Source organism: Azonexus hydrophilus DSM 23864 (assembly GCF_000429605.1).
Lineage (GTDB): Bacteria > Pseudomonadota > Gammaproteobacteria > Burkholderiales > Rhodocyclaceae > Azonexus > Azonexus hydrophilus.
Window position 1 is genome coordinate 597,509 of record NZ_AUCE01000012.1, and the last position, 15,203, is coordinate 612,711.

Sequence of the window (15,203 nt, forward strand, 5' to 3'; positions counted from 1 at the left end):
CGGAACTGTCCGGGCAAAAAAATCTTCAGCGGGTTTTCGGGTGATCGACGACGACCAGGTAGGGCGTCAGCGTGCGGATGCGCAGGCCGGGGAAGTTGTTGATGAGCAGTTGCAGGGCGCGGTCGGTATCGTCGAGCGGTAGCACGGCAGAAACGTGCAGGCCGGCGAGTGCTGCGGCATCGTAGCGGATCACGCCAGGGCGGTGCCGGGCGAGTTGCTCGAGAACCTTGCCCAGCGGCTCGTTGCGGACGACCAGCTGGTGCCGCTGCCAGGCGGTTTCGAGCAGCTCGCCGTCGACCGCGGCCAGTTCGCCGGCGTCGTCGCTGCCGAAGCGCAGGCGCTGGCCTGCGCCGACGACGAGCGGCCGGGGCTGGCCGTCGATGCTGACCTCGACGCGCGACTCGATCATGCTGAGCACGGTCGCGTCGGCCTCGCGGCTGACCAGGAAGCGCGTGCCCAGCGCGCGGATGCTGCCGTGCGCGGTGCTGACCACGAAGGGGCGGTCGCGGTCGGGGACGACGTCGACCAGGATTTCGCCGCGCAGCAGCGCGATGGTGCGGGTTTTTGCGTCGAATTCGAGGTTGACCGCGGAATTGCCGTTGAGCGACAGCCGGCTGCCGTCGGCCAGCCGCTGGTCGATCCATTCGCCGCTGCCGGTGCGCAGGTCGGCGAGCAGCACCGTTGGTGGTGCTGATTGCAGCGCCAGCCAGCCGGGCAGTAGGAGGGCCGCACCCAGGGCCAGGGCGGCGACGATACGGCGCGGTGAAGATTGTGCTCGGAGGGTGCGTAAGGCTTGCCGGGCCGGGATCTGGCTGCCTCTGTCGCGGATGTGGTCGAGCTGGCCGATCAGCGCTTCAAGTCGGGCTGCCGCAGCGGCGTGGCGCGGATCAGCCTGTTTCCAGGCGGTGAAGCCGGCTTCGGCTGTGCGTCGCTCATCCGGGTCGTCGGCGGACAGGCGGACAATCCAGTCGGCAGCCTGGGCGGCCAGGGTTTCCGGCGTGTTCGGCAGGCGGCTGTTCACGCGGGATCAGCCGGGGCGCAGGCGACCAGGCACTGAACCAGGTACTTGCGCACCATGCGTGGACCGACGCCGAGGCGTTCGCCGATCTCGGCGTGCGTCAGTCCGTCCAGGTAGTGCAGCAGGAAAGCTTCGCCGGCCTTGGCCGGAACCGTTTCGAGGGCGGCGGCGATCTGCGCCAGCGCCTCGGCGGCGAGCAATTGTTCTTCCGGCGAGGCGAAGCCGGCGAGCGGGTCGGTCAGTGCCGCCAGTTCGTTGAGCCATGCCTGCTCGATGGCGTTGCGGCGGGCCCGGTCAATGATCAGGCGGTTGGCGGTGGTGGTCAGCCAGGCACGCGGCTCGCACAGCGCGAGCAGCACGTCGCGCGAGCCGATCAGGCGGAGGAAGGTGTCCTGGGCGACGTCGGCGGCATGCTCCGGGCAGCCAAGCTTGCGCCGCAACCAGCCGTGCAGCCAGCCATGGTGGCTGGCGTATAGCTGGTGCAGCGGATCCGGGCTGGTAGCAGCGGACATCGCCCGGGGCTCAGCTGACGACCCAGATGTGGCGGGCGACCGCGTGTTCGAGCGCGAGCTCGACCTGGTCGGCGAGGATCACCGTCATCGGTTTTTGCTGGAGCACCTTGAGCGACTGCGTTTCGGCCAGACCGTAGGCGGTCAGCTGCTCGCGCTGGAGCGGGTCGATCTCGTCGCCCAGCCCGGCGAGGCGGACTTCGCTGCCGGGGGCGATGAAAGCGAGGGGAAGGCGGGCTTCGTTGTGTTGGCTCATGGTCGTCTTACCAGAGGGCGCGCAGGGCGAGGTTGAACAGGCCGCCGATGAAGAAGGCGAAGGGAACGATGATCGCGACCATGGCGACGGCGGTCTTCATGCCGCGTTCCTTGACCATCATCAGCAGGCTGGCGAAGCAGGGGATGAACAGCGTGATCGTGATCATGCCGACGATGGCCTGGATCGGGTCGAGGGCATCGGCCATGGCGAACAGGCCGGTGGCGCCGAAGTCGCGGCGCAGGAAACCCATGACGAAGGCAGCCGAGGCTTCCTTGGGCAGGCCGAGCCAGCCGCTGACCAGCGGTTCGCCGGCTTCGATGATGGCCGGCAGGATGCCGACCTTGTCGAGTGCGAACATCAGGAAGGTGCCGATCAGGAACAGCGGGATGACTTCGATCAGGTACCACTTGAGGCGGCCGGCGGTCTTCTTGACGACGTTGCCGGCGATCGGCAGGCGCATCGGCGGCAGTTCGGTGACCAGGGGGATGCGCCGGCCGGGGATCAGCTTGGCGGCGAGGAAGCCGGCGAGCAGCAGGACGCCGACCATGGCCAGGGTCCAGATGAGTACGGCAGAAAACGACACGCCGCCAAGCATGCCGAGGACGACGCCGAGCTGGGCCGAGCAGGGAATCGCCAGCGCCAGCAGGAAGACGGTGATCAGGCGTTCGCGCGGCGAATGCAGGATGCGCGTGGTCAGCGTCGCCATCGTCACGCAGCCGAGGCCGAGGACCATCGGCAGCACGGCGCGGCCGTTGAGGCCGATTGCCGCGAACAGGCGGTTGGCGATCACCGACAGGCGCGGCAGGTAGCCGGAATCCTCGAGCACGCCGAAGGCGATGAAGAAGGTGGTGACGATCGGCAGGATCAGCGCCAGCGCGTAGGTCATGCCCATCGTCCACAGGCCGTAGTCGCCGACCAGCAGTTCGCTGAGCAGGCCTTCGCCGAACCAGCCCTGGACCAGCCCGGTGAAGCCGGGGTTGAGGATGCCTTCGAAAAGGTCTTCCTCAAGCAGGCCGACCAGCGTCGTCGCGCCGAAGACGCCGACGAACTGGTACACCGCGTAGAGCACGGCGAGCAGGATGGGAATGCCCCACAGCGGATGGACGACGGCCTGGCCGATGCGCTGCGAGAGCAGCGGGCTGCTGTTGACGGCGCGGCGGGTGACGGTGGCGGCCAGTGCGTCGGCGGCTTCGGTGCGCTCGCGGGCGAGCAGGCCGGGCAGATCGCCCGGTGCACGGTCGACGGCATTTTTGCGCAGATTGTCGAGTTGACCGTAAGCGTCGCCGGCGTGTTCGCGCAGCCAGCCTTCGACTTCGCTGTCGTTGCCGAGGAAGAGGATGGCCAGGCCGCGTGCCGCCAGGCGCGGGTGCGGTGCGTGTTCGGTGATGGCGGCGGCGAGCGCCTCGATGTCGGCTTCGCGGGCCGGGTCGTAGCGCAGCATGCGGTCGGCGACGCCGGCGCGGGCGACGCTGCCGGTCAGCTCGCCGATGCCTTCGCCGCCGGTGGCGACGGTGGCCAGCACCGGAATCGCCAGTTGTTCGGCGAGCGCCGGGATGTCGACGGTGACGCCGCGCGCGGTCGCCTCGTCGTGCATGTTCAGGGCCAGCACCATGGGGACGCCGAGTTCGGCGAGCAGCGCGGTCAGGGTCAGCGTCCGGCGCAGGTTCTTGGCGTCGCCGACCTGGACCAGGCAGCGGCTCGACTCGTTGAGCAGCGCGCGCATGGTCGCCCGCTCGTCGTCGCTGCGCGACGGCAGCGCGAGCACGCCCGGCGTGTCGAGCAGCGCCGCCTGAGGATCGAAGCGGGCGCTGGCGCGGGTCACTTCGACGGTGGTCCCGGGATAGTTCGAGACGTTGACGTAGGCGCCGGTCAGGCGGTGGAAGAGGACGGACTTGCCGACGTTGGGGTGGCCGACCAGAAGGATGGCGTTGGCGGTGGTGGCGTTCATGGACTTCCCGGTTCAGGTTTTGCCGCAGGTGGCCAGCGCTTCGGCCAGCCAGCGGCGGTTGATTTCACCAGTGTGCTGCGCGCAGGCGCGGCGATCGGTGTCGAGGATGACGGTGTGGGGCAGGGCGCCGGCGCGGTTACCGAAGCGGGCGAGCAGCCCGCGCGGTTCGCCCGGACCGTGCAAGGAGAGCAGCGGCGGTTGCAGCGCCGCCTGGATGGCGGCTGGTGCGGCGGCGGTTTCGGCCGGGCGCTGCAGGGCGACGGTGATCACGCGCACCCGGCCGGCGCGGGCGAGGGCGGCAAGCTCGGGCATTTCGCGGACGCAGGGTGGGCAGTCAGCGCGCCAGAAGTTGATGACCGTCGGCTGTGCCGGCAGCGACGCCAGGGTGACGAAGCGGTGGCCGTCGGAAAGTTCGAAGTCGAGCGCTGCCTTGGCGACCGACGGGGGATCGGTCGCCAAGGCTGTGCTGGTCTGGGCAAGCAGGCTGAGAATGAGGGCAAGTCGCCGCATCACAGGGCCAGTTTTACGCCGCCGTAGACGAAGCGGCCACGATTCGGGCCCCAGATCTGGGTGACATCGTAATTGCCGGCCCCATCGACCCAGAGCATGCTTTCCTTGTCCGACTGCTTGAAGTCGGTCAGGTTGTCGACGCCGAGGAACAGCGACCAGCGCTTGTCGAGCCGGTATTCACCGCGCAAATCGATGGTCCAATAGTCCGGACTCTTGTCCATCTTGCGCGTGCCGTCGAAGTTGTAGCGCGGCGTGTTGGCGTAGTCGTAGAACTTCTTCAGGTCCATCGGGCCGGTCCAGGTACCGCGGATCATCCCGGTCCAGGGGCCGCTCTCGTAGTCGAGGCGCAGGTAGGCGCGGGTTTCCGGACGGGCGAAGGCGAGCGTGCCGGGCTCCGAGAAACGATAGCTGAAGCGTTCGGCAGCGACGGTGGTTTCCAGTGTCGGCGTCAGCTTGTAGGTCAGCGTGATGTCGCCGCCGATGACCGTGACTGGCTTCTTGGCCGAGGTAAACAAGGTGATGGGGGCCCCCGAAACCGGGTCGGTGGCCCCGGAGTCGATCATCGCCATGTTCTTGATCTTGTTGTAATTCAGCGAACTGACCCAGGCCAGACGATCCCCGGCGTACGAGAGGGCGTAGGACGCATTGTCGGAAATCTCGGCCTTGTCGATGTCGCGGACGATGCGCGAGGTATCGAGAATGCCGTGATCCTGTTCGAAGAACGAGGTCGGTGCCCGGAAGCCACGGCCTACCGCGAAGCGGCTGTTCAGTTCGTGGCTGTGGTTCCACAGCACGTTGAAGCGCGGGCTGGTGATGCCGCCGAAAATGTTGTGGTCGTCGTAGCGAACCGAACCGTTCACCTCGACGACACCGTCGAGGAAGGCGTGGTAGGCCTGCAGGAACAAGCCCGGGGTTTTGTACTTGTAGTCGTCGATACCGTCGTTGGGCGTGCCGTCGGCCATTGCGCCCTTGCTCTTCAGGTCTTCGTAGCGGTAGGTGACGCCGCCGGTCACCAGCGTGGCGCCGATCGGCTGCTGGGTGCTGGCTTCCAGGTAGTACTGGGTCTGCTCGGCCTTGTAGATTGCATGTTCGTAGTAGGAGTCCTGCTTGTGCTTGGCCAGGCCGACGGCGAAACGCAAGCTGCCGTCGCCGAGCTTGTGCGTGGCGCTGGAGATGAACTGCTGGCGGTCGGTGAAAATGATTTCCGACATGCCGCCCAGACCGTCGTCGTAATTGCGAATGCCACCGGCTGCCACATCGTCCGGATGGTCGCCAATGAAACCGCTGCCATCACTGTCGAAACCATCCACCGTCACCCAGCCGGCATTGCTTGGCGAGCCATTCTTGCCTTTGCTCCACAGGAAGGGGTTGCCGCTTTGGTCGGCCTTGACCTTCGCGTAGTCATCGCCCATGGCGCCGCCCATGCGTTTTTCGTCGACGATGTCCAGGCGCCCCTTGATGCTGAATCCGCCCACATCATCGAGGAAGAAGCCGATGCCACCAAGGTTGCGCTTGAAGCCGGTGTATTCGGAAACCTTGTTGCCATCGGCGTCGACTGAGTCGTGGCCGTTGTGATTGAAATTGGCGGTCAGGGCGCCCCCCTGGAAGACCTTGGCGCCGAACAGGTCGGTATTGATGTGGCCGTAGGAGCCGAATTGCTGGACGCCGATGAACTCGTCCTTGGTCGGGCGGCGGGTGACCATGTTGACCGAACCGGCCAGCGCTTCCGGCGCAATCAGGCTGGTACCGGCGCCGCGGGAAATATCGATGCGCTCGACACCGCCGAGGCTGACGCTGTCCAGACCGTAGGCGGTGGACACCGACGAGAAGATCGGGATGCTGTCGATCAGCAGCGTGGTGTAGCGACCCGGCAGGTTGTTGAGCACGACGTTGCGCACGTTGCAGATCGAGCATTCGGTCTGCACCGAGATACCTGGACGTTTGTCGAGTGCTTCGGTCAGCATCGTGGCGCCGGTCTTTTCCAGTTCGCGTGCGCCGAGTGATTCGGTGGCGATGATTTCATCACGCAGCACCGGCTTGGCACCCACGGTCTTGCCGGATGAAACGGTGATTTCGCTCAACTGCTTGTCGGCGAGCGCCGGGCCGGCGAAGGCGAGCATGATCGCGAGGCTGAGTGGCTTCGGGTCGACGTGCTGCATGATGAACTCCCTGAGTTTTTTTGTTTATTCGTTGTTGCCGGGTTGGGTGACGAAGCCGATCTTGCTCAGTCCCGCCCGGCGTGCTGCACTCATGGTTTCGGCGACGGCTTCGTAACGGCTGTCGCGGTCAGCCTTGAGGTGCAGTTCGACGTTGGCGTCCTGGCTGACCGCGTCGCGGAAACGGGTTTCCAGCGTTGCCGCATCGACCGGTTCGCTACCGATGAACACCTTGTTGTCGGCGGTGATCGCCACCTGCAGGGTCATCGGTTTTTCCGGGGTGGGCGTGCTTGAAGCGCGCGGCAGGTCGACCTTGACCGAGTGCGTCATCAGCGGTGCGGTGATCATGAAGATGATCAGCAGCACCAGCATCACGTCGATCAGCGGGACCATGTTGATTTCGGCGGTCGGCATCTGGTTGCCGCCGTTACTGAAGGTTCCGATGCCCATCTCAGACAGCTCCGGCAGCGGCGCGGGCACGCATCGGGTGGATCTGGGCGCTATTGGCGACCAGCGGCTTGCCGATGGTGAAGAAGGCGTGCAGATCGTGGGCAAAGGCGTCGAGGTCGGCGAAGATGACGCGGTTGGCGCGGGTGAAAGTGTTGTAGGCAAACACGGCCGGCAGTGCGACGGCCAGGCCGGCGGCGGTCATGATCAGCGCTTCGCCGACCGGGCCGGCGATTTTTTCCAGCGCGGCCTGGCCGGTCATGCCGATGGCGACCAGCGCGTGGTAGATGCCCCAGACGGTGCCGAACAGGCCGACGAAGGGGGCGGTGGCGCCGGTCGTGGCGAGGAAGGTCAGGCCGTTTTCCATGCCGGCCTGAGTGGTCGACAGTTGCTGCCGCAGGGCACGTTCCATCTGCTCGGACGGATCAAACTGGGAAACCAGGCGACCGGTAACGGCTTCGCAGTCGTGATTGCAGCAGTTGGCCTGGCTGGCCAGTTGCGCGTAGGGGCTGTCTTCACCGGCCTCGCGCAGTTTTTCGATGCCTTCGGCGACGCTGCTGGCGGCCCAGAATGCGGGTACGGCACGGGCTGCCTTGCGCAGACGCCACCAGTCCCAGGCCTTGGCCAGGATCAGGTACCAGCTGGCGATCGACATGGCGACAATCACGATGGCGACCGAGTGGGAAACGGTATCGCCTTGGGCCCATAGATGGGCGAGCCCGAAGACGTTTTCTTGTGCGCTTTCCTGCATTGCTATTGCTCCAGTTTGAAAATGATGGGGACCAGGACGAAACTCTGAACGGCGACATCGCCGCGCTTGGCCGGAATGAATCGCCAGTTGCGTACGGTCTTCAATGCCGACTCGTCCAGGCGACTACTGCCAGAAGAGGTGCGTACCTCGACGCTGTCGGCCGTGCCTTGTGGATTGACCGAAACGCGCAGCATGACCTTGCCTTCCTCGCCCATGCGTCGCGATAGCGGCGGATACGGGGGGGGCGGGTTGCGCAGGTAGTCGGCGTCGAAGCGGGCTTGACTGATTGCCGGGGCCGTTGGCGCCGGGGCTGGCGGCGTGGGTTCGGCGACCTGAGGCGTGGCGACCGGGGCGTTGTCGGCTGGCGCTGTGCTGGCGGTGGTTTCTAGGACTGGGGCCGGTGTCTTGGGTTGGGGTAGCGGCTTGCGCACCACAGGTTCGGGCTTGGCCATCGGCAACGGCTTGGCCTCGGGCGGCGCTTCGATTTGCGGTGCCGGCAGCAGGTCGACGATCAGTGGCATTTCCATGATCTGTGGCGCCATGGTCTTGGCGGCCAGGGCCAGCAACAGGGCGCCGGCGTGGAGGCCGATGACGATGGTCAGCAGGCTGCTGCGGCGGCTGGTCGATGGAGGAGATAAAGCGTAACTCATGGCGTTTGTTCGGTTGGTTCCGCGCCCGCCAGGAAAAAACCCTTGGCTTGCTGGCCGGGAGGCGCGCTGGCTACGGGAAAGGTCTTACAACGGAGAGAAAAACTATTTGGTCAGGATCAGCTTGTTTTCGCGGGTCACGCGCAACAGATAACGCTGGCCTGCGTGTTCGATTTCGACGGTATTGGCACCTTGCAGAATCTGCCCGCTATCCACGCGCGGCAGGGAGGCGTTGCTTGCTGGCAGGGGGCTGGCATCTGGGGCGGGTTTCGGCGGGGTGTTCATGTGTTTCTTATGTAACTTGAATGTCTCCAATTGTAACTAAACGAGAACGATTGTCAATAATATTCGTATTGAAGTTTACTCGGTGGTGCAGGCCTGGCTGATCACCCGGCCAAAACTGGAAACCCCGGCGTTACGAACGAACAGGCAGGGCTTGCCGGTGCGCCGGCATTGCTCCTTCACCCGCCAGTAAGCGTTGTGGCTGATGCAGCCGGCCTGGCAGATCACCAGATCGGCAGCGGACAGCGCGCTGTCGATGCGATGCAGGCTCTCTTCGAGGCCGCCGTCGTGGTGCATGAAACGCCCGCCGGACTGTTCGACGACCTGCCGGTAGGCATCGACGGCGCCGGTGCGGCCACCAACGCACAACACGCATTTGCCGGAAAGATTTTCCGGTGCGGTGGTGTCAGCAAGCTTCAAAGCCTCGTCGTCTTCGCTGAGCAACTGGTTGATCGTTTCCTCGGCATGACGCAGCCGTTGGCGCAGGTGCCAGACCTCGGTTTCGCGCCCCTCGGCCTCGGCGGTCAGGGCAGTGCATCGGGCTTCGGCGTCGCTGGCGCGGCGCAGCAGGCTCTGCCGGTCCTTGAGGTCGGGCAGGCTGCTGCGCAAAAGATCAAGTTGTCCGGCCTGGTTGGCGATCAGTGCGTCACGCCCGGCCAGTTCGGCGCGCAATTCGATGACGCGTTGTCCCAGTGCCTGGGTCTCGGAGGATTTTTCCTGGCGCAGCGATTCGTTTTCCTGGCGGGCTTTTTCCAGTTGCTGTTTGAGTTGCCGGTTTTCGGCCTGCAGCGACTTCAACGTCTTCAGATCGGCCCGGGTGCCGGTGCCGACCTGATGCTGGATCATGTGGATGTCGCCATAGACCTCGTGCTCCAGCGTCGAGTCGCAGGCCGGGTGCGTCCAGGTGGCCCACAGGGCGGCCGGAATTTCGCTGCCGATGGCGGTGGCTTCGCGCCACAGCTTGCCCAGCGCGTCGCTGTCCTTGGCGCCGGCAAAGCGACGGATGGTGGCGTGATAGCGTTTTTCCAGTTGCTTGTGCAGCACTTCGGCGAGTTTGCTGCGGACCTCGCAATTGCCAACGGCCGTGGTGTGCAGGACGAAATCGGTGGTGTCTGCGGGGAAATGCATCACCTTTTTCATCAGGCTGCGCAATTCAGTGACATCGAAGCAGGTGCCGATCACCGGGCAGTGAAATTTGTGGGCGATTTCCCAGAGCTTGCGGCGTCGGGAGCTGGTCGGGGCGTCTTGCGGCAACTGCGGTGCAGCGTTGGTCATCGACTCGAACAACGCCAGCGGGCGGCGGCTGGGTGTAAAACTGCCACCGGCGACATGATAGGGATAATCGGCCATGGTTCAGTTCTCTTTTGGTTGCGAACGAGAACAATTATCGTTTATCGATTGCATTCAGTCAACCTGGCTCGATGCTGTATGCAAACAAGGGATGGCTTTTGTCCGAAGGAGGGCGTTACAACGACTTCCAGTCCAATTGTGGATTTCGGGAATTGATTCATCCATCGCGGAGTCTTGGTGTTAAAAATGCAATGTTATAACATTGCATTTTGTTTTTATAACCTTCACTTCGTCAGCAAAAGGCTTAATCCGATGAGTGTTCTTTCTAGCGACCGGCGCATACCTGTCACCCTGCTGACAGGCTTTTTGGGTGCCGGCAAGACAACGCTGCTCAATCACCTGCTCAGTCAGCCGGACATGGCCAACGCCGCCGTTTTGATCAACGAATTCGGTAGTGTTGCGGTCGACCACCATCTGGTGACCAAGATCGACGAAGACCTGATCCTGCTCGACTCCGGTTGCATCTGCTGCACGGTGCGCGGCGATTTGACGCGCAGCCTGACCGAGTTGTTCATGAAGAGCCTGCAGCGCAAGATCGTGCCGATCAACCGCGTAGTCATTGAAACCACCGGGCTGGCCGATCCGGCGCCGGTCATCTTCACGCTGATGGAAGACTTTTTCATTGCCGAGCGCTTCCGTATCGATGGGGTGGTGACCGTGGTCGATGCGACGCATGCGGCCGGACAACTGGCGCAGCATCCCGAGGCGGTCAAGCAGGTGGCGATGGCCGACCGCTTGCTGCTCAGCAAGTGCGATCTGGCCGATGGTCCGGCCATCGAAGCGATCAGTCAGACCTTGCGCCGGATCAACCCGGGCGCGCCGCAGATTTTCGTACGCCGTGGCGAAGTCGCGTTGGCCTCGCTGACCGGTTGCGGCCTCTACGACCCAGGCAGCAAGACGCCGGATGTCGCCGGCTGGCTGGCCGAGGAAAAGGTGCGCGAGGAACGACGCAAGGCCCACGGCCATCACCACCATCACCACGATGTCGACCGGCACGACGCCGAGGTTTACAGCTTCGCCCTGACTTTCGACCAGCCGCTGCAGTGGGTCAGTTTCGTCGACGCCGTGAGTATGTTGCTGCAGGGCATGGGCGACCGCATCCTGCGCATCAAGGGCCTGCTCAATGTGATCGGTGATGACAAGCCACGCGTCATTCAGTGCGTCCAGCACACCAATTACCCCTATACCCGCCTCGACGAGTGGCCGGCCGAAGCCCCCTACAACGACCGCAAAAGCCGCCTGGTGTTCATCGTGCGTGGCCTTGATCAACTCCTGATCGAGAAAGCTTTCGCCATGTTCTGCGGCGTGCTTGATGGCGAGCGCCGGGAAGCGCTGGTTGCCGAAGGACGCATGCCATGACCATTCGCCTGCACAACACGCTGAGCCGGCAGAAGGAAGCCTTTGTACCGGCCGATCCGCAGCGCGTCACGATGTACGTCTGCGGGCCCACCGTCTACAACTACGTGCATATCGGCAATGCCCGCCCGGTGGTCGTTTTCGATGTGCTCTACCGACTGCTGGCGCGGCACTTCCCGCAGGTGATTTACGCCCGCAACATTACCGACGTGGACGACAAAATCAACGCGGCTGCAGCCGCCAACGGCGAGACTATCCGCGTGCTGGCCGAGCGCTTTGCCGCGGCTTACCGTGAGGACATGGCCCAGTTGAATGCCTTGCCGCCCGGCGTCGAACCTTGGGCCACCGAACATGTGCCGCAGATGATCGCCTTGATCGAGTGCCTGATCGAACGCGGCCATGCCTACGCCGCCGAAGGCCACGTGCTCTTCCACGTGCCGTCGCTGCCGGATTACGGCAAGCTCTCCGGCCGCAATCGCGAGGACATGATTGCCGGTGCGCGGGTCGAAGTCGCGCCCTACAAGCGTGATCCAGCCGATTTCGTGTTGTGGAAACCGTCGACCGCCGCCCAGCCGGGCTGGGAGAGCCCCTGGGGCGTCGGTCGTCCGGGCTGGCACATCGAATGCACGGCGATGATCAACACCCACCTCGGGTCGTCGATCGACATTCACGGCGGTGGCCAGGACCTGATCTTTCCGCACCATGAAAACGAGATCGCCCAAGGCGAAGGAGCCCATGGTAGCCAGTACTGCCGCTACTGGCTGCACAACGGCTATGTCACGGTCGACGGCGAAAAGATGTCGAAATCGCTGGGCAACTTCCGCACCGTGCGCGACCTGCTGCAGCATTACCCGGGCGAAGTCATCCGCTATGCCTTGCTCGCCGGTCACTACCGCAAGCCGCTCGACTTTTCGCTGAGCGCACTCGATCAGGCCCGGGCAGCGCTCGACCGCCTGTACGCCAGCCTGCCAGCCACCGGCAGCCCGCCACCCAAAGTGCGTGCCGAAGCCGTCGAGGCGGCACTGGCCGATGACCTGAACACCCCGCTGGCACTGGCCTGTCTGCACGAAACCGCCAGCGCCCTGCGCAAATGTTCGGACCCGGACGAGCAATCCAGGCTACTCGCCGTGCTGCGTGATGGCGCCGATTTGCTCGGGCTGTTGCAAGCCGACCCGACCCAGTGGCGGCAGCAAGGCAGCATGGCGGCGACCGGGCAGGCCAGCGGCCCGAGCCCCGAACAGATCGAAGCCCTGATTGCCGCGCGGCAAGCCGCCCGTGCAGCGCGTGATTTCGCCCGCGCCGATGCCCTGCGCCAGGAACTCGCCGCCCTGGGCATCGGTATCGAAGACAGCGCCAGCGGCACCACCTGGCATCGCCTGCACGCGGAGCCCGTGGCATCCCGGCGGGCTCGATCCGGTCCCGCCGGCCAGTAAGGCTGCCCCCACTGACAACATCAAGAGACCCTAAAACATGCCCAGCATCACCCTGCCCGATGGCAGCCAACGACATTTTTCGCAAGCAGTCAGCATCGCCGAACTGGCTGCCGACATCGGCCCCGGTTTGGCCAAGGCCGCCCTGGCCGGCCGGGTCGATGGTCGGCTGGTTGATGGCGCCTTCATCGTCGACCGGGATGCCAGCGTCAGCCTGATCACAGCCCGCGACCCGGAAGGGCTGGAAATCCTCCGCCACTCCTGCGCCCACTTGCTGGCCATGGCCGTCAAGCAGCTCCATCCGGGCGCCCAGGTCACCATTGGCCCGGTCATCGAGGATGGCTTTTTCTACGACTTTGCTTTCGAGCGCCCGTTCACGCCCGACGATCTGGCGCAGATCGAAGCCCGCATGCAGGACCTCGCCGCCGCTGATCTGCCGCTCAGCCGGCGCGAGTTGCCGCGTGACGAGGCCATCGCCTATTTCGAGCAACTTGGCGAGTCTTACAAGGCCGAGCTGATCCGCGCCATTCCCGAAGGCGAAACGGTGTCGCTTTACCGTCAGGGCGATTTTGAAGACCTCTGTCGCGGCCCGCACGTGCCGAGCACCGGCAAGCTGCAGGCCTTCAAGCTGACCAAGGTGGCCGGCGCCTATTGGCGCGGCGATGCCAAGAACGCCATGCTGCAGCGTATCTACGGCACCTGCTGGGCGGACGCCAAAGCGCTCAAGGCCTACCTGACCCGCCTCGAAGAAGCCGGCAAGCGCGATCACCGCAAGCTCGGCGCCCAGCTCGACCTGTTCCACTTTGACGACTGCGCACCGGGTTCGGTGTTCTGGCACCCGAAAGGCTGGACCCTGTTCCAGCAGTTGATCGGCTACATGCGCACCCAGCAGGAGCGGGCTGATTATGTCGAGATCAACACCCCGGACGTGATGGATCGGGGCCTGTGGGAAACCTCCGGCCACTGGTTCAATTATCGCGAAGCGATGTTTACGACGACGACCGAGGACGAGCGCGTGTTCGCGCTGAAACCGATGAACTGCCCGGGCGCCGTTTCCCTCTTTGCCCAGGGGCTGAAAAGCTACCGCGACCTGCCGCTGCGCATGGCCGAGTTCGGCAAGGTGCATCGCTACGAACCGTCCGGCGCATTGCACGGACTCTTGCGCGTGCGCCATTTCACCCAGGACGATGCGCACATCTTCTGCACGCCGGCCCAGATGCAGGACGAATGCGCCCGCACCATTGCCCTGGTCTTCGCCATCTACCGCGATTTCGGCTTCGACGATGTTGCCGTGAAACTGTCGACGCGGCCGGCCAACCGTATCGGCAGCGACGACACCTGGGATCAGCTCGAAGGCGCGCTGTCCGGCGCGCTCGACCGGATGGGCATCGCCTACCGCATCAATCCCGGCGAAGGGGCCTTCTACGGCCCGAAGCTGGAATTCGTGCTGCGCGACGCCATCGGCCGCGACTGGCAATGCGGCACGCTGCAAGTTGACCTCAACCTGCCCGAGCGCTTCGACATCAGCTACATCAACGAACAGGGCGAACGCGAACGGCCGGTCATGCTGCACCGGGCGCTGTTCGGCTCGCTCGAGCGCTTCACCGGCATCCTGATCGAACACTACAGCGGCCTTTTTCCGCTCTGGCTGGCACCGCAACAGGCGGTCGTGCTCAACATCAGCGAAGCTCAGGCCGACTATGCGCAACGCGTGTTGCAAGCCTTGAAAAAGGCCGGGCTGCGCGCCTCGGTCGATCTGCGCAACGAAAAGATCGGCTACAAGATCCGCGAATACACGCTGCAGAAAGTGCCTTATCTGCTCGTCGTCGGCGACAGGGAAAAAGCCGAAGGCCGTGTCGCACTTCGCTCGCGAGCGGGTGAGGATCTCGGCAGCCTGGCGCTGGACGAGGTCATCGCGCGCTTGCAGCAGGAAGCTTGGCCCCCGGTTAACGACCTATCCACCACCTTCGAGTCTAGAACATGATCCGCAAGAACCCGCGCGGCGATCTGCCGCAAATCCACGAATCCGCCTACGTCGACCAGACCGCCATCATCTGCGGCAAGGTCATCATCGAAGAAAACGTCTTCGTCGGCCCCTACGCCGTGATCCGCGCCGACGAGGTGAATGCCGACGGCGACTTGGCGCCGATCCGCATCCGTGCCCACTCCAATATCCAGGATGGCGTCGTCATCCATTCCAAGTCCGGTGCCCTGGTCGATATTGGTGAGCACACCTCGATTGCCCACCGCTCCATCGTGCACGGTCCCTGCGTGGTCGGCAACAACGTCTTTCTCGGCTTCAACAGCGTCGTCTTCAATTGCAGCATCGGTGATGGCTGCGTCATCCGCCACAACGCCGTGGTCGATGGCACCGACCTGCCGCCGGGTTTCTACGTCTCCTCCACGCTACGCATCGGCCCGAAAACCGATCTTTCAACTGTGCCCCGTGTGCCGCAAGAAGCAACCGAATTCTCGGAAGATGTCGTGCGTACCAACCATGAGTTGGTGCAAGGCTACAAGAAGCTGCAGAACGAGTTCTGACC

General features: G+C 64.3%; 15 protein-coding genes. 4 read left to right on the forward strand and 11 right to left on the reverse strand.

Annotated elements, in window-relative coordinates; all coding sequences use genetic code 11:
- Positions 1-25 precede the first annotated feature (25 nt).
- From G471_RS0107045 to G471_RS19500, 11 genes are all read right to left on the reverse strand, one after another.
- The gene (locus G471_RS0107045; protein WP_211226396.1) at positions 26-1,021 is read right to left on the reverse strand and encodes a FecR family protein; all 996 of its coding nucleotides are present in this window, start codon (positions 1,019-1,021) and stop codon (positions 26-28) included.
- The gene (locus G471_RS0107050) at positions 1,018-1,530 is read right to left on the reverse strand and encodes a sigma-70 family RNA polymerase sigma factor (RefSeq protein ID WP_028994732.1); all 513 of its coding nucleotides are present in this window, start codon (positions 1,528-1,530) and stop codon (positions 1,018-1,020) included. Before G471_RS0107050 ends, G471_RS0107045 begins: the two co-directional genes overlap by 4 nt.
- 10 nt (positions 1,531-1,540) lie before the next feature.
- Positions 1,541-1,783: a ferrous iron transport protein A gene (locus G471_RS0107055; protein WP_028994733.1), complete on the reverse strand. Its 243-nt coding sequence runs from the start codon at positions 1,781-1,783 to the stop codon at positions 1,541-1,543.
- A gap of 7 nt (positions 1,784-1,790) precedes the next feature.
- The gene (feoB, locus tag G471_RS0107060) at positions 1,791-3,731 is read right to left on the reverse strand and encodes a ferrous iron transport protein B (RefSeq protein ID WP_028994734.1); all 1,941 of its coding nucleotides are present in this window, start codon (positions 3,729-3,731) and stop codon (positions 1,791-1,793) included.
- A 12-nt stretch (positions 3,732-3,743) separates the two neighbouring features.
- Positions 3,744-4,241, reverse strand: coding sequence for a TlpA family protein disulfide reductase (locus G471_RS18285; protein WP_051295327.1), 498 nt, complete (start codon positions 4,239-4,241; stop codon positions 3,744-3,746).
- On the reverse strand, positions 4,241-6,400 hold the full coding sequence (locus tag G471_RS16950; protein ID WP_051295328.1) for a TonB-dependent receptor plug domain-containing protein: 2,160 nt from the start codon (positions 6,398-6,400) through the stop codon (positions 4,241-4,243). Before G471_RS16950 ends, G471_RS18285 begins: the two co-directional genes overlap by 1 nt.
- Positions 6,401-6,424: 24 nt before the next feature.
- Positions 6,425-6,847, reverse strand: coding sequence for an ExbD/TolR family protein (locus tag G471_RS0107075; RefSeq protein WP_028994735.1), 423 nt, complete (start codon positions 6,845-6,847; stop codon positions 6,425-6,427).
- A 1-nt stretch (position 6,848) separates the two neighbouring features.
- Complete coding sequence (locus G471_RS0107080) at positions 6,849-7,595, reverse strand: MotA/TolQ/ExbB proton channel family protein (protein ID WP_028994736.1); 747 nt, start codon at positions 7,593-7,595, stop codon at positions 6,849-6,851.
- Positions 7,596-7,597: 2 nt separating this feature from the next.
- Complete coding sequence (locus G471_RS0107085) at positions 7,598-8,245, reverse strand: energy transducer TonB (RefSeq protein ID WP_028994737.1); 648 nt, start codon at positions 8,243-8,245, stop codon at positions 7,598-7,600.
- A 102-nt stretch (positions 8,246-8,347) separates the two neighbouring features.
- Positions 8,348-8,527 (reverse strand): hemin uptake protein HemP, encoded by a 180-nt coding sequence (gene hemP, locus G471_RS0107090; protein WP_028994738.1) that lies wholly within the window; start codon positions 8,525-8,527, stop codon positions 8,348-8,350.
- Between the two features lie 75 nt (positions 8,528-8,602).
- The gene (locus G471_RS19500; RefSeq protein ID WP_051295329.1) at positions 8,603-9,874 is read right to left on the reverse strand and encodes a DUF2325 domain-containing protein; all 1,272 of its coding nucleotides are present in this window, start codon (positions 9,872-9,874) and stop codon (positions 8,603-8,605) included.
- A gap of 252 nt (positions 9,875-10,126) precedes the next feature.
- On the opposite strand from G471_RS19500, the gene G471_RS16955 reads away from it, so the two are divergent.
- Genes G471_RS16955 through G471_RS0107115 form a run of 4 tightly spaced genes read left to right on the forward strand, consistent with a single transcriptional unit; the run spans position 10,127 to position 15,201 of the window.
- Positions 10,127-11,233, forward strand: a complete 1,107-nt coding sequence (locus G471_RS16955; protein WP_043420976.1) for a CobW family GTP-binding protein — start codon at positions 10,127-10,129, stop codon at positions 11,231-11,233.
- Complete coding sequence (gene cysS / locus G471_RS16960) at positions 11,230-12,663, forward strand: cysteine--tRNA ligase (RefSeq protein WP_043420979.1); 1,434 nt, start codon at positions 11,230-11,232, stop codon at positions 12,661-12,663. Before G471_RS16955 ends, cysS begins: the two co-directional genes overlap by 4 nt.
- Before the next feature lie 37 nt (positions 12,664-12,700).
- Positions 12,701-14,644: a threonine--tRNA ligase gene (gene thrS, locus G471_RS0107110; protein WP_028994740.1), complete on the forward strand. Its 1,944-nt coding sequence runs from the start codon at positions 12,701-12,703 to the stop codon at positions 14,642-14,644.
- Entirely contained in the window at positions 14,641-15,201 is a 561-nt protein-coding gene (locus G471_RS0107115) for a gamma carbonic anhydrase family protein (RefSeq protein WP_028994741.1), read from the forward strand. The genes thrS and G471_RS0107115 overlap by 4 nt, the downstream gene beginning before the upstream one ends.
- Positions 15,202-15,203: the final 2 nt, after the last annotated feature.